Here is a 20857-nt window from a genome sequence, read left to right as displayed (position 1 = left end):
CATGACGTTCTCGATCGTGGCCAGGTCCGTCGATCCCGCGACCGGGGAGCCCTCCTGGGGCGTCGCGGTCGCCTCGAAATTCCTCGCGGTCGGTGCCGTGGTTCCGGCCGCCGTGGCGGGGGTGGGCGCGATCGCGACCCAGGCGGAGGCCAACGTGGCCTACAAGGGGCTCGCCCTCAGCCACCTCGACGACGGCGCGACGGCGTCCGTGGCGGTCGAGCGCCTGGTCGAGGAGGACGAGGGGCGCGACCACCGCCAGGTCGGCATCGTCGACGTCGAGGGCGGCGCCGCGTCCCACACCGGGGCGTCCTGCCTGGAGTGGGCCGGCTCGCTGACCGGTGACGGTTACGCCATCCAGGGCAACATCCTCACCGGCTCCGAGGTGGTCGAGGCGATGGAGGCGGCGTTCCTCGCCGCCGACCCGGCCGAGCCGCTCGCGCGGCGCCTGCTCGCGGCGCTGGCTGCCGGCGACGCTGCCGGGGGTGACCGCCGCGGCCGGCAGAGCGCGGCGCTGATCGTCGTACGCGAGGGGGCGGGGTACGGCGGCGGGGACGACGTCGCCGTGGACCTGCGCGTCGACGACCATGGGGACCCGGTGGCCGAACTGGGGCGGCTGCTCGACCTCAACGACCTCTACCTCACCGCCTCGACCGAGGCGGAGAGGGTGCCGGTCACGCCCGAGCTCGAAGCGGAGCTGGACGCGTTCGCGAAGGCGTCCGGGGCCGCCGACTTCCACGCCTGGGTCGGCACGGAGAACTACGAGATGCGGGTGGCCCCCGACCTGTCCTGGGTCGACCGGCGGGTGCTGGCCATCGTCCGTGGCGAGGCCGCCCGGTGAGCATCCTCGCGATCGACGCCGGCACCACCGGCGTGACGGCCCTCGTCGTCACGGACGAGGGGGCCATCGCCGCCCGCGGCTACCAGGAGTTCCCGCAGCACTTCCCGAGGCCGGGCTGGGTCGAGCACGTCCCCGAGGAGATCTGGCAGGCGACCCTCGAGGCCTGCCGGCAGGCGCTCGCGGGCGCCGATCGCGACGCGGTCGTCGGCATCGGGATCACCAACCAGCGCGAGACGGTCGTGCTCTGGGACCGCGAGACGCTCGGCTCGCCGCGGCGGGCGATCGTGTGGCAGGACCGTCGTACGGCCTCGCTGTGCGGCGACATGGCCGCGCACGAGCAGCGCATCGCCGAGCTGACCGGCCTCCGGCTCGACCCCTACTTCTCCGGCACCAAGCTGGCCTGGATCCGGCAGAACGAGCCGCACACCTGGGCGCTCGTCGAGTCGGGGCGGTACGCCGTCGGCACGGTCGACTCCTACCTCATCGCCCGGATGACCCGCGGGCTGGAGCACGTCACCGACGTCTCCAACGCCTGCCGCACGCTCCTCTTCGACCTCACCGCCGGCGACTGGTCCGACGAGCTCTGCGCCCTCTTCGGTGTCCCGCGCGACGCGCTCCCCGAACTCGTCCCGAACTGGGGCGCGTCGATCACGACCGACCCGCGCTCCTTCCTCGACCTCGCACTGCCGGTGGCGGGCATGGCCGGCGACCAGCAGGCGGCGCTCTTCGGTCAGGGCTGCTTCGACGTCGGTGACGCCAAGTGCACCTATGGCACCGGCTCGTTCATCCTCACCAACACCGGCGGGACGCTCGCGCGCTCCGACGCCGGGCTGCTCTCCACCGCCGCCTGGCGCGCCCCCGACGGCCACCTCACCTATGCCCTCGAGGGCGCGATCTTCGTGACCGGCGCGGCCGTGCAGTGGCTGCGCGACGGGCTGCAGGTCATCGGGTCCGCCGCCGAGACCGAGGCGCTCGCCCGCACCGTGCCGTCCTCCGACGGCGTCGTCTTCGTCCCGGCGCTCACGGGCCTGGGTGCGCCGCACTGGGACCCGCACGCGCGCGGCACCATCGTCGGCATCACCCGCGGCACCACCCGCGCCCACCTCGTCCGGGCGACGCTCGAGGCGATCGCCTTCGAGGTCCGTGACGTGATGGCGACTCTGCCCACGCCGCTGGCCTCACTGCGGGTCGACGGCGGCGCCTCCGCCAACGACCTGCTCTGCCAGCTCCAGGCCGACCAGCTCGGTGTGGATGTCTCAAGGCCGCGCTATGTCGAGACCACCGGCCTCGGTGCCGCCTTCCTCGCCGGGCTCGGCACCGGCGTGTGGGACTCCCTCGACGACGTACGCGACACCTGGGCGCTCGACCGCACCTTCTCCCCCAGCGGCTCCCGCGAGGACGCGGACGCGGCGTATGCCCGCTGGACCGACGCCGTCGAGCGCGCCAAGGGCTGGGGCTGACCCCTCCCGAGAGGTCACCGATTCCTCCCCGAGAGGTCGCTCATTCCTCATTGAGCGACCGCTCGAGCCGAACGACCGACTTCTGGGCGACATCGAGCGACTCCTCGGCGCGAGCGAGTGACTCCTCGGCGGTGTCCCGGGTGTCCTCGGCGTCAGCGAGCGCGTCGTCGGTCTCCTGGGCGTCCTCCTCGAGCTCGGCGAGGCGGCGGCGGAGCTCGTCGAGCTCCGACGACGCCTGGAGCGCACGGGCCCGGAGCCGGTCGACCTCCTCCTGCGCCCGGTCGCGCTCGGCCCGCGCCTCGCGTTCGGCGGCCTCCGCCTCGGCAAGCGCCTCACGGGCCCCGTCGAGGGCGCGTGTGTCCGGCAGGTCGGGTACGGCGTGGAGCGGCACGGGCGGCGGCTCCGCGAGCGCGGACGCCTCGAAGCCGAGCGCCTCGGGCAGCGCGACCGCGGCAGCCGCGTCGACCGCACCGACGCCGGTCGCGGAGAGCGCACTGACCAGGAGCCCGCTGCGGACCGCCTGGGCGGCGCCGGGATCCACCATCGCCGCCGTCAAGGTGGCCTCGACCTGGACGGCGACGGCGTCGGTGACGCGGAGCCCGTGGCTGCGGGCGAGGGCCCGGGCCCGCGTCGTGACCGCGGCGGTCAGCTGTCGGCGCTGCCGGGTCAGCTCGCGCAGCGCTGCGGCGTCCATGCCCTGCTGCGCCTCGCGGAGCGCGGCGCCCACGGCGAGCACCTGGTCGACCTGCTCGGTCTCGTAGCGCACCAGCAGGTCGACGACCCAGGCCGCCGTCGACGGCTTGCGCAGGCCCTTGACCGCCGCCTGCCGCGGATCGCCCTTGAGCTCCCGGGCGCGTGCGTCGCGCGCCGGCGTGAAGTCGCCGAGCGGCAGGCCGTAGAGCTCCTCGGCGATCGCGAGCACGCCGTCCGCACCGTCGCCCGGCGTCCCGTCGCCCGGCGCACCGTCGCCCGGCGTGCTCACCGGACGTACCGCCCGCGCCGGTGGATCAGCGGCTCGCCGTCGTCGCCGACCTCGAGGTGCTCGACCGCGCAGGTCAGCAGGGTCGACCAGCCGAGCGGCGTCGCCGACACCAGTCGTACGCCGGCCCAGGTCGGCGCATCGACGAGCCGCGGGCCCCAGTCGGTCCGGCTGAACTCACCTGTGCGGAACGGTCCGCCCGGCGAGGGGGCCGTCCCCGCGAACGCCTCCGCGAGGTCGCGGTGGGGCCACTGCAGCAACGCGACCACGGCCCGCCCGGTCTCCTCGACGGCGTCGCACAGGTCGCTGTCCGGGTCGACCAGGCCCACCACGTGGGCCGGGTCGCCGCCCGCGACCATCAGCGAGGAGACGGTGAGCCCCGCGCGGGCCGGACCCGCGCCGGCCGTCCAGAGCGACACCTGCCCGCCCAGGCGGGCCCGCAGGCGGCGTACGGGATCCTCGGGCGTCGGGAAGGGATGGCTCGCGTGGATCGTCACGGGACCGACCCTACGGGCGCCGCGACGACCCGGCCGGGATCAGGCGGCCCGCTTCCCGGAGTCCGAGCCCTTCTCGCCCTTGGACCGCTCCTTGGCCTCGGAGGCATAGATGTCGACGTAGTCCTGGCCGGAGAGCTTGAGGATCTCGTACATGATCTCGTCGGTGACGGCCCGCAGGATGAAGCGGTCGTTCTCCATGCCCTCGTAGCGGGAGAAGTCCAGCGGCTTGCCGAAGATGACCACCGGACGGGCCAGACGACCGAACTTCTTCCCCGGAGGCGCGATCACGTCGGTCTTCAGCACGGCGATCGGGATCACCGGGGCCCCCGTCGTCAACGCGATGCGGGCGACGCCGGTGCGGCCGCGGTAGAGCTTGCCGTCGTGGGAGCGGGTGCCCTCCGGATAGATCCCGAAGAGCTCGCCGTCGTGGAGCACGCGCCGGGCGGAGATGATCGCGCCCTCGGCGGCCGAGGCTCCCGCCCGGTCGATCGGGACGTTGCCGGTGCCGGCGAAGAAGGTGCGCTGCAGCCAGCCCTTGACACCGCGGCCGGTGAAGTACTCCGCCTTCGCCACGAACCGCACCATCCGCGGGAGGTAGAGCGGCATGAAGAGCCAGTCGGCATAGGAGAGGTGGTTGCTGGCGAGGATCGCAGGCCCCTCGGTAGGGACGTTGTCGGCGCCGACGATCTTGGGACGGAAGACGAGCTTGAGCCACGGACCGATGAAGATCCACTTCATCGCCCAGTAGAAGAACCCCTCGTACACCCCACGCATCCTTCCGCTGCCCGATCCGGTCGGGATGAGCCTAACGTCCCCGTTCCGCAGGCGGCGGAATGCCCGGGTGCCCGAGACCTCCGCCACTGTCCTCGCCACGGAGTTCGTGCGGCGAGTCGCGACCGTGGGCTAGTTCGCCAGACCACCGCGTGTCTACTCTGGAGGGGTGCACGAGGGAGACGACCGGGCCGACGAGCCGCGAGCCGACGAGCACCCGGCCGAGCCCGAGGAGCCCGTGGAGTCCGCTGAGGACGCGGCCTGGCGCGAGATCGTCGAGAACTACGGCGATCTTGTCCTCGACGACGCCCCGATGACCGACGAGTCGGTCATCGTCTCCTTCCCCGAGCCGTTCGCCTTCGACAGCGACGCCGACCCCGACGACCCCGACTCCGAGGACGACCTGGTCCCGGACGACGAGGCCTTCGTCCCGCCGCGTCCCGACCTGCCCCACACCACGCCGGAGCGCTTCCTGGCCTGGCTGGGCGTCCTCGGCTCCCCGGTGCTTGCCATCGTGCTGGTGACGATCTACACCATCACCGGCTTCGTCTTCCCGAGCTGGGTCATCGCGCTGCTCGTCCTCGCCTTCCTCGGCGGCTTCGGCTACCTCATCGTCACGATGTCCCGCGACCCCGGCGACCCTTGGGACGACGGCGCCCGCCTCTGACCCGGATCAGTATCCGGAGCGCGCCATCGCGGCGGCCCCCACGACGCCGGCCTCGGGCCCGAAAGCGGCGCGGACGACCGGGGGGACGGTGCGGTGGGCGGCACCGACGAGCGAGCCTTCGAGGGCGGCCCGTGCCGGGCCGAGGAGCAGGTCGCCGGCGGCCGAGACCCCGCCGCCGATGACGAGGAGCTCGGGGTCGATGGCCGCGACGAGGTTGGCGAGACCGATGCCGAGCCACTCGCCGATCTTCGCGAACGCCTTGAGGGCGAGCCGGTCCCCGGCCTCGGCGGCCTTGGTGACCATCGGGCCGTTGAGCGTCGCCGGGTCGCCCCCGCAGAGGTCGTCGAGGAGCGAGTCCTCATGCTCGGGCCGGTCGATCCGAGCACGGACGTAGCGGACGAGGGCGTTGCCGGAGGAGTACTGCTCCCAGCACCCCGTCCCGCCGCACTCGCACGGCAGCCCGTCGGGCACGACCTGCATGTGACCGAACTCCCCCGCCATGCCGTTCCGGCCGCGCAGGAGGGTCCCGCCCAGGACCACGGCGCCGCCGATGCCGGTGCCCATGGTGACCAGCAACGCGTCGCGTACGCCGGCGGCGGACCCGAGCGCGAGCTCGGCCCGCGCCGCGCAGTTGGCGTCGTTGTCCAGGACCACCCGCGTCCCCCACCGCGCCTCCAGCCGCGACCTCGTCGGGTCACCGCGCCAGGGCAGGTGCGGGGCGAACATCACCCGCTCGCCGTCACCGTCGACGAACCCTGCCGCCGCCAGCCCGACGCCGTCGATGCGGCGCCCGTCGGCGACCTCGAGGACCGCCTCGGTCAGCGCGTCCTCGACCAGCGCCACCTCGACGCGCCGGCCCGGCGTCGTACGCCTGGCGGTGCGGGCGACCTCGCCCTTCGCGGTCACCTCGGCGGCGAGGACCTTCGTGCCGCCGATGTCGACACCGATGTAGAGCCCCACAGGTCAGCGCCGCGCGAGGTCGGCCGCGCCGATCAGGCCGGCGCGGTTGCCGAGGGAGGCCTTGCGGATCTCGAGCACCGGGCGGTGGCCGCGGCCGGTGAGCTGGGCCGCGAAGGCCCGCCGGGTGGGGCCGAGGAGCAGCTCGTCGGCGTCGGCGACGCCGCCGCCGATCGCGACGACGGCCGGGTCGAGGACGGCGGTCAGCGAGGCGATGCCCTCGCCGAGCCACATGCCGAGCGTCGTGAGCGCCTCGACGGCGAACGGGTCACCGTCGCGCGCGGCCTCGGTGACGAGCGGTCCGGTGATCCGGGCGGTGTCGCCGCCGGCGCGGTCGAGGAGGCCGCGGGCGAGCAGCGACCCGGCCGACGCGGCCGCGCGGGCGTCGCGCACGAGGGCGGAGCCGGAGGCGTACTGCTCGAAGCAGCCCTTGTTGCCGCAGCCGCAGAGGATGCCGTTCGGGACGACCCGCATGTGGCCGATCTCCGCGCCGACCCCGAACGCGCCGCGGTAGAGCTCGCCGTCGAGCACGAGCCCACCCCCGACGCCGGTGCCGACCGTGACCAAGAGAAGGTCGTCGACGTCCGCGCCGGCGCCGTACGCGAACTCGCCCCAGGCGGCCGCGTTGGCGTCGTTCTCGATGACGACCGAGACGCCGACCTGCTTCTCGAGCCGCTCGCGCAGGTTGACGTCGCGCCAGGCGATGTTGGGGGCGAACATGACGGTGCTGCGCGCCTTGTCGATGTAGCCCGCCGCACCGACCCCGACCGAGCGGAACTCGTGGCGGCTGGCCAGCTCCTTCACGACGGCGGCGATGGCGGCCTCGATCGCCTCGACGTCGGTCGCGGGCGAGTCGACCCGGACCTCGTCGAGGATGGTGCCATCCTCGTCGACGACCCCGCCGAGGATCTTGGTGCCCCCCACGTCCACGCCGCAGGCCAGGGTGCCGCTCATCAGATCTCCTCCCCGGGACCGGTTGCGGGCCCGGTGTCATTCTCGCCATCGCCCGTGCCGGTGGCGCGATCCTCATCCTCGGCGTACGCCGCCGCATCGTCGTCGTCGAGGTCGATGTGCTCGACCGCGGCGTCCCGCTCGGAGGGCCGCGGCGACGACGCGGCGTGGAGGACGGCGGCGGCCGCCTGCATCAGCGACGCCGCGGCCCCGGCGAGGTGGACGCGGACCTCCGGGCTCGCCTCACGGACGACGTGGACGGTCCGACAGATCGGGCAGTAGGTGCACTCGGGTGCCCCGGTCGCGAGATGGTCCGCGAGGTCGTGCTCGGCCGCGGACGCCGCCGCGGCCGCGTGGCCGGCCAGTCCGGCGAACCCGTGGGCGAGCCCGCTCGCCAGCTCGGTGCCGTGCTCGCGCGCCCAGTCGCCGAGCGCACCGAACAGCTTGGCGGCCTCCTCGGACGCGCTGCCGACCGGGTCGTGCCGGTCCTCCCAGGGCCCCTCGCTCACTGCCGTTCCTCGCTCCTGCCCTGCCGATCGCGTGTTCCCTCCGGGTCGACGAACCGCACCTGCAGCTCGCCGTCCTCCACCCGCGCCCCGGCGACGCGCAGCCGCGCGAGCCCGGCGGGCAGCGTGAGGAGACGACGATACGACCCCAGCGCGGAGCCCAGCGTCACGACCAGCTCGTCGCCGTTGCGGCCGAGGTGCACCTGGTCCTTGTCCAGCCAGTCGTCGACGCCCGGCAGCGCCAGCCGCAGCACGGTCGCCGTGCTGCCCCGCACGACCCGGAAGGGCCCCTCGCCGGTCGGCGTCGCGAGCGGGTCGTCGCCGGCGTACACCTCACCGGCGAGTGCGGTGAGGCCGGGGACGCCGACCGGCTCCTGGGTGCGGTAGACCGACCGCCACACCGGCAGGCCCGCGAACGAGGCGTCCACGTCGGCGAGGACGGCGTCCTGCGCGGCGACCCAGCCGGCGCGCCACGCGTCGGCGCCCTCGGCCGGGAAGACCCGGTTGGCGACGACCCCGTCGACGCGGTAGCCGTAGAGCGACAGCGTCGTCCAGCTCCGCCGCGCCTCCGCGAGGACCACCCGCTCAGGGGTGAGCACGAGCCGGACCGACGCGTCCGGGCCGGAGAGCAGGGCGCGCACGTCCTGCAGCTCCTCGTGGAGGCGTACGACGGCGTCGAAGACCGAGTCACCGGGCATCGGCACCCCCGCGGTGCGGGTCAGGACGGGCTTGAGCGCCTTGACGATCCGGCGCTGCAGCGGCAGCACCCGTTGCATGTACCACCCCAGCGCCTCGGGCAGCGCCAGCAGCCGCAGCGTCTCGGCCGTCGGCGCGCAGTCGACGATGATGACGTCCCACTCCCCCGAGCGCGCCCGCTGGCGCAGCTCGAGCAGCGCGAAGACTTCCTCGGCACCCGGGACGACGGTGAGCTCCTCGGCCGCGACCGGGTCGACGCCGATGACGTCGAGGACGCTGAGCAGGTAGCGCTGGATGTCGGCCCACGACTGCTCGAAACGCTGCTGCGCGTCGATCTGGGAGACGAAGAGGCGCGGCGACACCTCGGTCGGCTCGCTCCCGATGGTGAGGCCGAGCGCGGCCGCGTCGTAGGCGTCGGCGAGGGAGTGCGCGGCGTCGGTCGAGAGGACCAGGGTCCGCTGCCCGGAGGCCGCGGCCAGGGCCGCCGTACCGGCGGCGACGGTGGACTTGCCGACCCCGCCCTTGCCGGTGAAGAGCAGGATCCTCATGGGCGGGCCCTCACCTCGGTGACTCGACGCGCGTCTTCAGCCCCCGGAGCGCGGTGTCGATGAGCATCTTCTCGCCCTTGCGCTTGAGCATGCCGATGAGCGGGATGCTGACGTCGAGCGAGAGTCGGTAGGTGACCTCGGTGGACCCGTTGCCGAGGTCGCGCAGGACGTAGGCGCCGTCGAGCATCCGCAGGAGAGTGCCCTCGATGAGCGTCCAGCGGACCTCCCGGTCGCCGTCCCAGGTGTAGGCCAGGACGTAGTCGTCCTTGATCGGCGGCACGTCGAGCACGAACCGGACCCGCTCGGCCCGCCCGTCGGAGCCGGTCGAGAGCGGGGTGACGCTCTTCATCCCCTTCGCCCAGGACGGGTACGCCGGGAAGTCCGCGATCACCGCCATGACGTCGGCGGGAGCCGCGTCGATCACGATCGACGACGTGGTCTGGTCGGCCATGGGAAGGTCCTCCGCGCGGGGCAGGTCGGGTCGTCTCGTGGGCAGGGGCGTGAACGGTGGGGAGCGTACCGGATCGTGTCCCGGGTGACCGCTCCGGCTGTGACCGGGGTAACCTCCCGCTGGACACCTACCAGGAGTATGCGGAGGCCCTAGTGCGCGAGTTCTCCACGCCGGCGACGTTCGAGATCCCTCGGACCGGCAACCTCACCGACGACGTCGTGACGAACGCCGCCGTCGCGCCGCAGGACGTCGTCTTCAGCCGCCCCGCCTCGGAGGGCGGATGGCAGGACGTGACGTCGGCGCAGTTCCTCGCCGAGGTCTCCTCGGTCGCGAAGGGGCTCATCGCCGCCGGCATCCAGGCCGGCGACCGGGTCGCCCTCTTCTCCAAGACCCGCTATGAGTGGACGCTGCTCGACTACGCGATCTGGTTCGCGGGCGCCATCACCGTCCCCGTCTACGAGACCTCCTCCGCCGAGCAGGTCCACTGGATCCTGCAGGACTCCTCCGCCCGCGCGGTCGTCGCGGAGGGCGCGGACCACGTGGCGCGGGTCGTCGAGGTCCGCGAGGGCCTCGCTCACCTCGACCACGTCTGGTCCTTCGCCGACAACGCGGTCGAGATCCTCGTCAAGCTCGGCGCCGACATCTCCGACGAGGAGCTCGAGGGGCGGCGTACGGCGCTGACGCCGGACTCCATCGCGACGCTGATCTATACGTCGGGCACGACCGGGCGGCCCAAGGGCTGCATCCTCACGCACGGCAACTTCATGTTCGAGCTCGGCGTCGCCGTCAGCGAGCTGGAGCGTCTCTTCGAGACCGAGGGCGCCAGCACCCTGCTCTTCCTGCCGCTCGCCCACGTCTTCGCGCGGATCATCCAGATCGGCTGCATCAAGTCGCGCACCCGGCTCGGCCACTCCCCCGACATCAAGAACCTGCTCGACGACCTCGGCGAGTTCAAGCCGACCTTCATCCTCGCCGTGCCGCGCGTGTTCGAGAAGGTCTACAACACCGCCTCCCAGAAGGCGGTCGCCGACGGCAAGGGCAAGATCTTCGCGATCGCGACCGACGTGGCGATCGCCTTCTCCCGGGCCCAGGAGAAGGGCCGGGTCCCGCTCCGGGTCAAGGCCCAGCACGCCGTCTTCAGCAAGCTGGTCTACAGCAAGCTGCTGGCCGCGCTCGGCGGCAGCTGCGAGTTCGCCGTCTCCGGCGGCGCGCCGCTCGGCGAGCGGCTCGGCCACTTCTACCGCGGGCTCGGCCTCACCGTCCTGGAGGGCTACGGCCTGACCGAGACGACCGGCGCGCTGACCGTCAATCTCCCCGACGCCATCAAGATCGGCACCGTCGGGCGGCCCATCGCCGGGACCGCCGTCCGGATCGCCGACGACGGCGAGCTGCTCTTCAAGGGCGGCCAGGTCTTCACCGGCTACTGGGGCAACGAGGACGCCACCGAGGAGGCGCTCAGCGACGGCTGGTTCCATACCGGTGATCTCGGCGAGGTCGACGACGAGGGCTTCGTCCGCATCACCGGCCGCAAGAAGGAGATCCTCGTGACCGCGGGCGGCAAGAACGTCGCGCCCGCCGTCCTCGAGGACCGCCTCCGTGCCCACCTCCTCGTCGACCAGTGCATGGTCGTGGGTGACGGCGAGCCCTTCATCGGCGCGATCGTCACCCTCGACCCCGAGTCGATCCCGGCCTGGGCGAGCGCCCGCGGCAAGTCGGACCGGATCGAGGACCTCGTCGACGACCCCGACCTGCGTGCCGAGATCCAGAAGGCCGTCGACGACGCCAACAAGGCCGTCTCCCACGCCGAGTCGATCCGGAAGTTCCAGATCATCCCCGACGCCTGGACCGAGGAGGGCGGCCAGCTCACGCCCAGCCTCAAGCTGAAGCGCAACGTCGTCATGCGCGAGTTCCGCGACGAGGTCGAGGCGCTCTACCGCTGACCGACCGCCCACTAGCCCGAACGGACTAGACCGGCGGCGTGAAGACCACCCGTTCGTACGGTCTCAAAACCGGTTCCTGGTCCTTCCCCCGCCACTAGCGTTCCCGACGAGGGATATCCCCGACGGGATACGGGGTGCGCCCGCAGCGCACACAGTGGAGGGGTCGTCATGGAGCGACGCAGGATTCTTGTGGTCGCCGCCGCACTGGTGGCCGCGCTGGGCGCGGTCCTCGTGCTGCTCTACGTCCACGGCGCGGACAGCCGCGCCCAGGCGCAGTTCGCGACCCGGCAGGTCCTGACCGCGACGCAGGCGATCGCGCAGGGCGAGTCGTTCGACGACGCCGTCAAGGCCGGGAAGATCGACACCCGGTCGGTCGTCACGGCCGACGTCGTCCCCGGCGCGCTGGGCCAGGAGGGCGTGAGCTCGCTGACCGGCACGTCGGCGCTCGCCCCGATCTATCCCGGCCAGCAGATCCTCGCCGCCGAGTTCGGCGACAAGGCGGGCGCCGCGACGACCACGAGCCTGCCGATCCCGGCCAAGCACGTCGCCATCTCGGTGACGCTCACCGACCCGGCCCGCGTCGCCGGCTATGTCGAGCCGGGCTCCCGGGTCGCGGTGTTCCTCAACGGCAGCGACGCCGGCGGCGCCGCCTTCACCCGGCTGCTGCTGCCCGACGTCACCGTGCTCGGCGTCGGCTCGACCCCCGCCGCGGGGACCACGACGTCCACCGGCTCCAGCACCGACAGCGCCACCGGCGGCTCGGCCGCCCCCACGGAGACGCTGCCCAACACGCTCATCACGCTCGCCGTCACCCAGAAGCAGGCGCAGAAGGTCCTCTTCGCCCAGCAGAACGGCGCCCTCTCCTTCGCGCTCCTCGGCTCCAAGAGCGGCGTGAAGGCCGGACCCAGGACCGATCTCGGCAACCTCTTCGAGTGAGCCAGAGGTGAAGTGAGTCATGCCCGTCGTCATCGAACCCGAACAAGCCAGCGCCGCGGACCTGCTCCCCGGCCTCCCGACCGGCACCCAGGTGGTCGCCACCACCGACCGGATGCAGGCCTGGCTCGGCCAGCACCATGACGAGTACGTCGTCGTGGTGGGTCCGTCCATGCCGCTCGGCGACGCCCTCGTCGTCTGCGATGCCCTGCGCACCTCCCACCCGACCGTCTCGGTCGTCCTCGTCGTCGACGAGGTCACGACCGAGGCGCTGGCCGCGGCCATGCAGGCGGGAGCGCGCGACGTCGTACCCCTCGACGAGCCGAAGGCGCTGACCAAGGCGGTCGAGCGTGCCTACGAGCTCTTCACAGCCCTGCGCGGGCCGTCGGGCGCCGCCCACCAGGGCCGGGTCATCACGGTCTGGTCCCCCAAGGGCGGCGTCGGGAAGACCACCGTGGCGGTCAACCTCGCCCTCGCACTCACCGAGCAGGGCGCCCGGCGGGTCTGCCTGGTCGACCTCGACCTGGCGTTCGGCGACGTCGCGATCACGATGCAGCTCTTCCCGACCCACACGATCGAGCACGCCATCGGCGCCGAGTCCTCGCTCGACGCCGAGCTGGTCGACGGCCTGCTGACCCGCCACGAGGGCTCCCTCATGGTGCTGGCCGCGCCCACCCACCCGGACGTGCGCGAGCGGATCTCCCCCGCGCTCGTCGCGCGGATGCTGCGCGCGCTGCGGGAGACCTTCGACTACGTCGTCCTCGACACGTCCCCGTCCTTCGACGAGCAGACGCTCACCGCCCTGGACGCCACCGACGACATCGTGCTGGTCGCGACGCTCGACGTGCCCACGCTCAAGAACGTCAAGGTCGCGCTCGAGACCCTCGACCTCCTCGGCGTCGCCCCCGACCGCCGGCACCTGCTGCTCAACCGCTCCGACGACGAGGTCGGCCTCGGCCCCGAGCGGGTGGAGAGCATCCTCGGGCTCACGCCGGTGGTGAAGGTCGCGTCGTCGATCGACGTGGCCGCCTCGACCAACACCGGCGTCCCCATCGTGACGCGGAACCCCCGCCACCCCGGCAGCGTCGCGCTGCTCCAGCTCGCCTCCCACCTGGCGGGCCAGGACATCGCCGCGCCGGTCACCCTCACCGACCAGCCCGCCGAGCAGGCCCCCGCCCGCCGGTTCTTCAAGCGGAGGTAGCAGATGAGCCTCGCCGAGCGCCTCGCCGCGGCCCGTGCCCGCGTCGGCGGCCCCGACGCCGGGTCCGATGTCGGGCCCGTCGTCCTGGGTGCCCACGCCGGTGACTTCGCGCCTGAGCCCGCGGGGGCTGACGCCGGTCCCGACGACACCCCGATCGCACCGTACGTCGGCCGGCGGCGTGCGGTCGTCGCTCCCGACGGCGCCCCGGTCGACCCCGGCGCGCACGCCCCGGTGGAGTTCGTGAAACGGCCCGCCGAGGAGATGCCGCGCCGCACGCTCGGCGGTCAGCTCGGCGACCAGCAGGAGGAGCGTCTCGAGGAGCTCAAGAGCAGCGTCCACAGCGAGCTGCTCAAGCAGCTCGGGCCCCGGTTGTACGACGCCGACATGACCCAGCAGGAGCTCGACAAGCAGGTCCGCGCGGTCCTCGCCGACGTGATGTCCGCGCAGGACCGGCCGCTGAGCACGGGTGACCGCATCCGGGTCACGCAGGAGATCACCGACGACATCTTGGGCTATGGGCCGATCGAGCCCTACCTGCGCGACCCCGACGTCTCCGAGGTCATGGTCAACGGCCACCACGACATCTGGCTCGAGCGGCACGGCCGCCTCGTGCGGGCCGAGGCCCACTTCGCCGACGAGGCCCACCTGCGGCGCACGATCGACAAGATCGTGTCGCGCATCGGCCGCCGGGTCGACGAGTCCAGTCCGATGGTCGATGCCCGCCTCCCCGACGGCAGCCGCGTCAATGCGGTCGTGCCGCCACTCGCGGTCGACGGCTCGGCGCTGACGATCCGGAAGTTCGCCGCCGACCCGCTGACGATCGAGGACCTGCTCCGCTTCGGGTCGGTCACCCCGCAGAGCAGGGAGTTCCTCGAGGCGGCCGTGCGCGGCCGGCTCAACGTCATCGTGTCGGGCTCGACCGGTGCGGGGAAGACCACGACGCTCAACGTGCTCTCGAGCTTCATCCCCGACGACGAGCGCATCGTGACGATCGAGGACGCCGCCGAGCTCCAGCTCAAGCAGGACCACGTGGTCCGGCTCGAGGCGCGCCCCGCGAACATCGAGGGCAAGGGCGCGGTCACCATCCGCGACCTGGTCAAGAACAGCCTCCGCATGCGTCCCGACCGGATCATCGTCGGCGAGGTCCGCGACGCCTCCGCGCTCGACATGCTGCAGGCGATGAACACCGGCCACGACGGCTCGATCTGCACCCTGCACTCGAACGGTCCGCGCGACACGCTCGCCCGCATGGAGACGATGGTGCTCATGGCGGGCATGGACCTGCCTGTGCGCGCCATCCGCGAGCAGGTCGCCTCCGCCGTCGACCTCATCGTCCACCAGACCCGCTTCAAGGACGGCACCCGGCGCATCACCCACATCACCGAGGTGGAGCGGATGGAGGGCGACGTCATCACCCTCCAGGACGTGTTCCTCTTCGACACCAGCGCCGGCTTCGACGGCGACGGCCGCGTCCTCGGCAGCATCCGTCCGACGGGCCTGCGCCCGAAGGTGCTGGAGAAGATGGCGGACGCCAACGTCACCGTCGACCCGCTGATCTTCGTGACGGACCGGCTGTGACGGGCCCCTTCCTGCGGGGCCGGCGCGTCACCGCACTCGTCGCTGCCCTGGGCGTCGTCCTCGGCGCGCTCATGCTGGGCTCGCCCGCACGCGCCGCCGACGCCGGTGGCGCCCGGATCACCCACTTCGAGCAGACCGACGGTGGCGTCCGGATGCTCGTCTCCGTGCCGACCGACGCGACGCCGGACCTCTCCGGCGTGACCGTGACCATCGACGGCGACCCCGCGAAGGCGACCGCCGAGCAGGCGCAGTCGCATGCCGTCGTACGCCGGACCGCCATCCTCGCGATCGACACCAGCGACTCGATGAGGGGGAAGCGGCTGGCCGCGGCCAAGACCGCCGCGGAGGAGTACGTCACGACGCTCCCCCACGACGTCTACCTCGGCATCGTGACCTTCGCCGGCGACGTCACCACGGCGCTCGCGCCGTCGCAGGACCGCGCGAAGGCGAGCTCGATCATCGACGGGCTCACCCTGTCGCACGGCACGAAGCTGTACGACGGCGTGGGCGCGGCCATCGACCTGGCCGGCCCCCAGGGCCAGCGCTCGCTCCTCGTGCTCACCGACGGTGCCGACGTCGGCAGCAGCGCCACGCTCGCGCAGACCGCCACCGCGGTCACGCGCGCGAAGGTGCTCATCGACACGGTCGCCGTGGACGAGTCCGACAGCGCGCTCACGGCGCTCCACCGCCTGGTGAGACCTGCCGACGGTGACGTGCTCGAAGCGGACCCCGCGACGCTGCAGCAGCGCTTCGAGGCCGAGGCCGACGCGCTCAGCCGTCAGCTCGTCGTGACCGCCACCCTCCCGGCCGGCTTCACCGGCACGTCGGGTCAGGTCGCGGTGAGGATCCCCACCGAGGCCGGCTCCGCGCTCACCGCCTCCGCGCTCGACACCGAGCTGCGCAGCGGCTCGACCACCACGACCGCCAGCACCACCGCGGTCGCCGCGTCGACGGTTCTGCCGTCGTCGTCGACGACGCGCGGCATCGTGCTCCCCGGCTGGGCGATGTACGCCGGCGCGGCCGTCGTGGGCCTGGGTCTGCTCCTCCTGCTGCTCGCACTCGTCCCGGTCCGCCGGGCCGTCGAGAGCCCCGAGCAGCGCATCCTCACCTACACCGCCAAGCACGCCCGGACGCCGACGCCGAGCGCCAACAAGAGCGACACCGACCACGTCATCGCGAGCGCGAAGAAGGCCGCCGACGACCTGCTGCGGCGCAACCGCGGCCTCGAGGCCCGGATCTCCCGGCGGCTCGAGGCGGCCGGCAGCCCGCTCAAGCCGGCCGAATGGCTGCTGCTCCACCTCGGCGTCGCGGTGGGCGTGGCCCTGCTCGGGCTCCTCGTCGGCGGAGTCCTCGGTGGCTTCATCTTCCTGCTGCTCGGCGCGGTCGGTCCGTGGTTCTATCTCGGCCTGCGCCGCAGCCGGCTGCAGAAGAAGTTCTCCGCCATCCTGCCCGACACGCTGCAGCTCATCTCGGGCTCGCTCTCCGCGGGGCTCTCGCTCGCGCAGGCGGTCGACACCGTCGTCCGCGAGGGGCAGGAGCCGATTGCCTCCGAGTTCAAGCGGGTACTGATCGAGAACCGTCTCGGGGTCTCGCTGGAGGACGCGCTGGAAGGGATCGCCGAGCGATTCCAGAGCAAGGACTTCGCGTGGGTGGTGATGGCGATCAAGATCCAGCGGCAGGTCGGCGGCAACCTGGCCGAGCTTCTCGACACGGTCGCCGGGACCATGCGTGAGCGGCAGTACCTCCGGCGACAGGTCGACGCGCTCGCCGCCGAGGGGAAGCTTTCGGCGATCGTGCTGGGCGCCCTTCCGCCACTCTTCCTCGTGTACCTGCTGCTGACGAACCGGAAATACGTCATGCCGCTGTTCAACGATCCCCGGGGCCTCGTGATGTTCGTCGGCGCGATCCTCTGGCTGCTCGTCGGCATCTTCTGGATGAAGAAGCTCGTGAAGGTGGAGGTCTGACGTGATCCTGCTCCTGCTCCTCGGCTTCATCTGCGTCACTGGCGCGATCACGCTCGTCGCCATGGCGCTCCAGCCCGGCGAGGGTGGCGTGACCCGCTCGCTGGCCGTCCTCGAGGCGATGACCGACGCGCCGAAGGAGCTGACGAAGGACCTCGACCGGTCCTTCGCCGACCGCATCCTTGAGCCGACGCGCGAGCGTGCCCTCCGGGTAGGGCGCCGGCTCGCTGGCTCCGACAGCGCTGAGCGGATCCGCCGCAAGCTCGATCTGGCCGGGAACCCGACTGGCTGGACCGTCGACCGCGTGGTCTCCGGGAAGGTGATGGCGGCTGGTTTCGGTGCCGTCATGGGTGGATGCCTCGGCGTCATCTTCGGGGTCTCCTTGATGACCGGCATCCTCATGACGGCCATCGGCGCGGCCGCGGGCTTCTTCTCGCCGGATCTCTTCCTCTACCAGCGCGCCTACGACCGCACCGAGCGGCTCCGCAAGGAGCTGCCCGACGCCATCGACCTGATGGCGATCAGCGTGGAGGCCGGCCTCGGCTTCGACGCCGCGGTCCAGCAGGTCGCCCGCAACACCGAGGGCCCGCTCGCCGAGGAGTTCTCCCGGATGTTGCGCGAGATGCAACTCGGCACAGGCCGGGCCGAGGCGCTCCGCGGGCTCGGCGAGCGCACCTCGCTCGACGACCTCAAGTCCTTCATCAGCGCGATGGTCCAGGCCGACGCGTTCGGCATCCCGATCGCCAACGTGCTGCGCGTCCAGTCCAGCGAGATCCGGGTCAAGCGCCGCCAGTGGGCGGAGACCAAGGCCCAGCAGGTCCCGGTGAAGATCACCATCCCACTCATCTTCTGCATCCTGCCGTGCCTCTTCATCATGATCATGGGCCCCGCCGCCCTCCAGATCATGGGAAAGTTCTAGCGGCCGCCGTGTTCCCAGGACGGCAACAACTCCGCCTCGCCGCCACGGCGCGCCTCTTCGTGCTCGTCGCGCTGCTGGTGCCGGTGCTGTGGGCCCAGGATGCGACCGCGGTCTTCGTGCTGCTCGCCATCGGTGCGGTCTGGGTCCTCACCACCCTCGCCGAGGCCCATCCCGGCGACGGGGTGACCGACCGCGCGCCGGGCACGATCCCCGGCGCGCTCACCGTCCTCGAGGGCATCGCGATCGGCGCGCTCTGCGGTGTCGCGCTGAACGACTCGCGCGCCGTCCTGGGTGCGCTCGTCGTACCCCCGTTCGTCGCCGGGTTGTGCTGCAGCGTCCGCGGGCTCCTGCGCTCGCTGGCCGCCGTCCTCGGGGCGCTGGCCGCCGTGATGCTCGCCGCCTGGCAGCAGCCGACGCCCGACCAGGCGTACGCCGTCTTCAGCTGGTGCTTCGCCGGACTCGGCCTCGGGCTGATCGGCGCGTTCCTGCACGGCATGCTCCACCGGGAGAGCGACCCGCTCGCGCCGTACCGGCACGCCCAGAGCCTGCTGCGCCGCCTCATCTCCATCTCCCATGGGCTCGACACCGACCTGGACCCGGTCGCGCTCGGCGGCGAGGTGCTCACCGAGGTCGGCGACGTGCTACCGACCTCGGCGCTGGCGCTCTACGTCCCGCGGGGCGACGCACTGACGCCGCTGCTGACCCGCTCGCTCGGCACCGAGGAGCTCACCGTCTGCGAGGAGGTCGGCGTCGAGGCCTGGACGCTGGAGATGCCGGTCGTGGTCGGGCGCTACTTCGCCTTCCCGCTGGCCACCGACGCCGGAACGGCGGGCGTCGTCGTGGGCGCACTCTCCGAGCGCGTCGACCCCGACAGCATCGGCCTGGCCGCCGTCCTGCAGCGCCTCGGAGCGCGGCTGCGGGACCGGGCGGTCCACCTCGACACCGCGCTCCTCTTCGCCGCCTTCCGCGACTCCGCGACGACCGAGGAGCGGCGCCGGCTGGCCCGGGAGATGCACGACGGCGTCGCCCAGGACCTCGCGTCGCTGGGCTACTTCGTGGACGCCCTCGCCGCGGGCGGCCCGGTCGCCCCCGAGCGGCTCCAGATCCTGCGCGAGCGGATCAGTGCGATCGTGGCGGAGGTACGCCGCTCGCTGGTCTCGCTCCGCACCAACGTCGGCGCCAGCGAGAGCCTCGGCGCCGCGCTCGGCACGCTCGCCCGGAACCTCGCGGAGGTCTCGGGCGTGCCGGTCCACGTGACCCTCGACGAGCACACCGACCGGCTCCGGCCGGAGGTGGAGGGCGAGCTCTTCCGCATCGCCCAGGAGGCTCTCAACAACGCGGTCAAGCATGCCCGCGCCCGCAGGATCGACGTCCACTGCCAGGTGCGCGCCCCGGAGGCCACGATCACCGTCACCGATGACGGGCTCGGCTTCCAGGGCCCCCGCCGTGGGTCGCACGGACTCTCCATCATGCGGGAACGCGCTCACCTCATCGGTGCCGACCTCACCCTCAGCGACACGCCGGGTGGGGGCCTCACCGTGACCGTGACCGTCCCCGCGCCCCGTTCCCCGGGGCGAGTGCGGGAATCCGTCACCCAAGGAGCTGACGCATGATCCGACCCAGCCAGTCCGAGACGAGCATCCTGCTCGTCGACGACCACGAGCTCATCCGCGCCGGCCTCGCCGGCGTCCTCGACCAGCAGGACGACCTCTGCGTCTCCGCGCAGGCCGGCAGCGTGGCCGAGGCGGTGGCGGCCTACGACCGGGTCAAGCCCGACGTCGTCGTCGCCGACCTGCAACTGCGCGACGGCACCGGGCTCGACATCGTCCGGGCGATCCGCAAGCGCGACCGCACCGTCGGGATCATCATCCTCACCATGCACTCCGGCGACGAGCAGATCTTCGCCGCGATGGAGGCCGGCGCCTCCGGCTTCGTCGGCAAGGACGCGCCCGCCGGCGAGGTCGTCCGCGCCGTCCGCCACGCCGTGGTCGCGCCGACATCGTTCGTCTGCGCCGGCCTGATGGGCGCCATGCTGCGCCGCGCCCGCGGCGAGTCGACCAAGCTCTCCGAGCGCGAGCACCAGGTCCTCGTCCTGCTCGCCGACGGTCTCGGCGCCGCCCAGATCGCCTCCCGGCTCTATCTCTCCGAGTCGACGGCGAAGTCCCACATCGCCCGGATCTATCAGAAGCTCGGCGCCCAGAACCGCGCCCAGGCGCTCGTCACCGCCATGCGGATCGGACTGCTCTCCAGCGTGCGGCCGATCAGCGCCTGAGCCTCTCCAGCCGGTCCTTCCGGCTTCGAACGCCCCGACGGATAGTCTTCCGATCGGGGCGTTCGCGCGCTCAGACTCGTGGCACGGGACGCGGTGCCCGAACGGCCCAGACCCTGGTCCTCTCGGTGTCATCCGCGGATAGTCCCAACGGACCATCCCGGTTCGCACGCTCGCCTGATTCGCCGGATCCGGGACTTCGGAACGATAGGAGTCACGCGGGGCGGGTGTCTCGCGACACCAGGTCCCGGGGGAGCAACCCGGGCATCCATGAGGGAGAAAACAACTATGCACAGCTTCATCGCGAGCCTGCGGAACATCTTCACCATGCGGCGCAATGAAGAGCGCGGCGCCTCGGCCGTCGAGTATGGCCTGCTCGTTGCGGGCATTGCGCTCGTTGTCATTGCCGGCGTCTTCTTCTTCGGCGGGAAGATCACGAACATGTTCCACAACAGTGCCGACACCGTCTGCAGCACGACGCAGGGTGACGTGACGTCGACGGTCAACTGCGACACCCCGACCGACTGACGGCAATCGTCCTAGCAAAGGCGCCGCGGTCTCCTAGACCGCGGCGCCTTTGCACTGAAGGAAGGAACCGAGGATGAGGCGTGTGCGGGCCTTCCTCACCCGGCGCTGTCGCAGAGCACCGGGCGCACGCTACGGCCTGCTGCTGACCGGGATCGCCGTACTCCTGACGACGGCGCTGTTCTCGCTGGGCCGCCTCGCGAGCTGAGC

At 72.3% G+C, this 20857-nt stretch carries 21 protein-coding genes; 13 read left to right on the top strand and 8 right to left on the bottom strand.

Going from position 1 to position 20857, the window contains the following annotated elements:
• Position 1: 1 nt before the first annotated feature.
• The gene (locus tag AB3X52_RS07460; protein ID WP_367992842.1) at positions 2 to 838 is read left to right on the top strand and encodes a DUF1028 domain-containing protein; all 837 of its coding nucleotides are present in this window, start codon (positions 2 to 4) and stop codon (positions 836 to 838) included.
• Positions 835 to 2298, top strand: coding sequence for an FGGY family carbohydrate kinase (locus tag AB3X52_RS07455; RefSeq protein WP_367992840.1), 1464 nt, complete (start codon positions 835 to 837; stop codon positions 2296 to 2298). The genes AB3X52_RS07460 and AB3X52_RS07455 overlap by 4 nt, the downstream gene beginning before the upstream one ends.
• Before the next feature lie 40 nt (positions 2299 to 2338).
• On the opposite strand, the gene AB3X52_RS07450 is transcribed toward AB3X52_RS07455, so the two are convergent.
• The 3 genes from AB3X52_RS07450 to AB3X52_RS07440 are packed head-to-tail and all read right to left on the bottom strand — an operon-like array spanning position 2339 to position 4512.
• Complete coding sequence (locus AB3X52_RS07450) at positions 2339 to 3280, bottom strand: hypothetical protein (protein WP_367992838.1); 942 nt, start codon at positions 3278 to 3280, stop codon at positions 2339 to 2341.
• Positions 3277 to 3774: a flavin reductase family protein gene (locus tag AB3X52_RS07445; RefSeq protein ID WP_367992836.1), complete on the bottom strand. Its 498-nt coding sequence runs from the start codon at positions 3772 to 3774 to the stop codon at positions 3277 to 3279. The genes AB3X52_RS07450 and AB3X52_RS07445 overlap by 4 nt, the downstream gene beginning before the upstream one ends.
• Positions 3775 to 3813: 39 nt before the next feature.
• On the bottom strand, positions 3814 to 4512 hold the full coding sequence (locus AB3X52_RS07440; RefSeq protein ID WP_367993018.1) for a lysophospholipid acyltransferase family protein: 699 nt from the start codon (positions 4510 to 4512) through the stop codon (positions 3814 to 3816).
• 202 nt (positions 4513 to 4714) lie between these two features.
• Between AB3X52_RS07440 and AB3X52_RS07435 the strand changes: the two genes are divergently transcribed.
• Complete coding sequence (locus AB3X52_RS07435) at positions 4715 to 5212, top strand: hypothetical protein (RefSeq protein WP_367992834.1); 498 nt, start codon at positions 4715 to 4717, stop codon at positions 5210 to 5212.
• Positions 5213 to 5218: 6 nt separating this feature from the next.
• On the opposite strand, the gene AB3X52_RS07430 is transcribed toward AB3X52_RS07435, so the two are convergent.
• Genes AB3X52_RS07430 through AB3X52_RS07410 form a run of 5 tightly spaced genes read right to left on the bottom strand, consistent with a single transcriptional unit; the run spans position 5219 to position 9321 of the window.
• On the bottom strand, positions 5219 to 6172 hold the full coding sequence (locus AB3X52_RS07430; RefSeq protein ID WP_367992832.1) for an ROK family protein: 954 nt from the start codon (positions 6170 to 6172) through the stop codon (positions 5219 to 5221).
• Between the two features lie 3 nt (positions 6173 to 6175).
• Positions 6176 to 7123 carry an ROK family glucokinase gene (locus tag AB3X52_RS07425; RefSeq protein WP_367992830.1) on the bottom strand — a complete coding sequence of 316 codons (948 nt, stop codon included), beginning with the start codon at positions 7121 to 7123 and terminating at the stop codon, positions 6176 to 6178.
• Positions 7123 to 7629, bottom strand: coding sequence for a hypothetical protein (locus tag AB3X52_RS07420; protein ID WP_367992828.1), 507 nt, complete (start codon positions 7627 to 7629; stop codon positions 7123 to 7125). Before AB3X52_RS07420 ends, AB3X52_RS07425 begins: the two co-directional genes overlap by 1 nt.
• Positions 7626 to 8870, bottom strand: a complete 1245-nt coding sequence (locus AB3X52_RS07415; protein WP_367992826.1) for an ArsA family ATPase — start codon at positions 8868 to 8870, stop codon at positions 7626 to 7628. The genes AB3X52_RS07420 and AB3X52_RS07415 overlap by 4 nt, the downstream gene beginning before the upstream one ends.
• A gap of 10 nt (positions 8871 to 8880) precedes the next feature.
• The gene (locus AB3X52_RS07410; RefSeq protein ID WP_367992824.1) at positions 8881 to 9321 is read right to left on the bottom strand and encodes an SRPBCC family protein; all 441 of its coding nucleotides are present in this window, start codon (positions 9319 to 9321) and stop codon (positions 8881 to 8883) included.
• A gap of 152 nt (positions 9322 to 9473) precedes the next feature.
• Between AB3X52_RS07410 and AB3X52_RS07405 the strand changes: the two genes are divergently transcribed.
• The 10 genes from AB3X52_RS07405 (at position 9474) to AB3X52_RS07360 (ending at position 20855) form a co-directional block, all read left to right on the top strand.
• Positions 9474 to 11261 (top strand): AMP-dependent synthetase/ligase, encoded by a 1788-nt coding sequence (locus AB3X52_RS07405; RefSeq protein WP_367992822.1) that lies wholly within the window; start codon positions 9474 to 9476, stop codon positions 11259 to 11261.
• Between the two features lie 168 nt (positions 11262 to 11429).
• Entirely contained in the window at positions 11430 to 12197 is a 768-nt protein-coding gene (cpaB, locus tag AB3X52_RS07400; RefSeq protein ID WP_367992820.1) for a Flp pilus assembly protein CpaB, read from the top strand.
• Between the two features lie 19 nt (positions 12198 to 12216).
• Positions 12217 to 13395 (top strand): CpaE/TadZ family protein, encoded by a 1179-nt coding sequence (locus AB3X52_RS07395; RefSeq protein ID WP_367992819.1) that lies wholly within the window; start codon positions 12217 to 12219, stop codon positions 13393 to 13395.
• Positions 13396 to 13398: 3 nt separating this feature from the next.
• A complete protein-coding gene (locus tag AB3X52_RS07390) occupies positions 13399 to 14973 on the top strand; it encodes a TadA family conjugal transfer-associated ATPase (protein ID WP_367992817.1) in 1575 nt (524 codons plus the stop codon).
• The gene (locus AB3X52_RS07385) at positions 14970 to 16937 is read left to right on the top strand and encodes a type II secretion system F family protein (protein WP_367992815.1); all 1968 of its coding nucleotides are present in this window, start codon (positions 14970 to 14972) and stop codon (positions 16935 to 16937) included. The genes AB3X52_RS07390 and AB3X52_RS07385 overlap by 4 nt, the downstream gene beginning before the upstream one ends.
• Before the next feature lies 1 nt (position 16938).
• Positions 16939 to 17853: a type II secretion system F family protein gene (locus AB3X52_RS07380; RefSeq protein ID WP_367992813.1), complete on the top strand. Its 915-nt coding sequence runs from the start codon at positions 16939 to 16941 to the stop codon at positions 17851 to 17853.
• An 8-nt stretch (positions 17854 to 17861) separates the two neighbouring features.
• Complete coding sequence (locus AB3X52_RS07375) at positions 17862 to 19466, top strand: sensor histidine kinase (protein ID WP_367992811.1); 1605 nt, start codon at positions 17862 to 17864, stop codon at positions 19464 to 19466.
• On the top strand, positions 19463 to 20125 hold the full coding sequence (locus tag AB3X52_RS07370; RefSeq protein WP_367992809.1) for a response regulator transcription factor: 663 nt from the start codon (positions 19463 to 19465) through the stop codon (positions 20123 to 20125). Before AB3X52_RS07375 ends, AB3X52_RS07370 begins: the two co-directional genes overlap by 4 nt.
• Positions 20126 to 20410: 285 nt before the next feature.
• Positions 20411 to 20650 (top strand): Flp family type IVb pilin, encoded by a 240-nt coding sequence (locus tag AB3X52_RS07365; protein WP_367992807.1) that lies wholly within the window; start codon positions 20411 to 20413, stop codon positions 20648 to 20650.
• Positions 20651 to 20723: 73 nt separating this feature from the next.
• Complete coding sequence (locus AB3X52_RS07360) at positions 20724 to 20855, top strand: hypothetical protein (protein ID WP_367992805.1); 132 nt, start codon at positions 20724 to 20726, stop codon at positions 20853 to 20855.
• The last annotated feature ends 2 nt before the right edge of the window (positions 20856 to 20857 follow it).

Origin of the sequence: Nocardioides eburneus, from assembly GCF_040838215.1 — a bacterium.
GTDB classification, from domain to species: Bacteria; Actinomycetota; Actinomycetes; order Propionibacteriales; family Nocardioidaceae; genus Nocardioides; species Nocardioides eburneus.
This window is presented reverse-complemented; position numbering and strand designations above follow the sequence as displayed.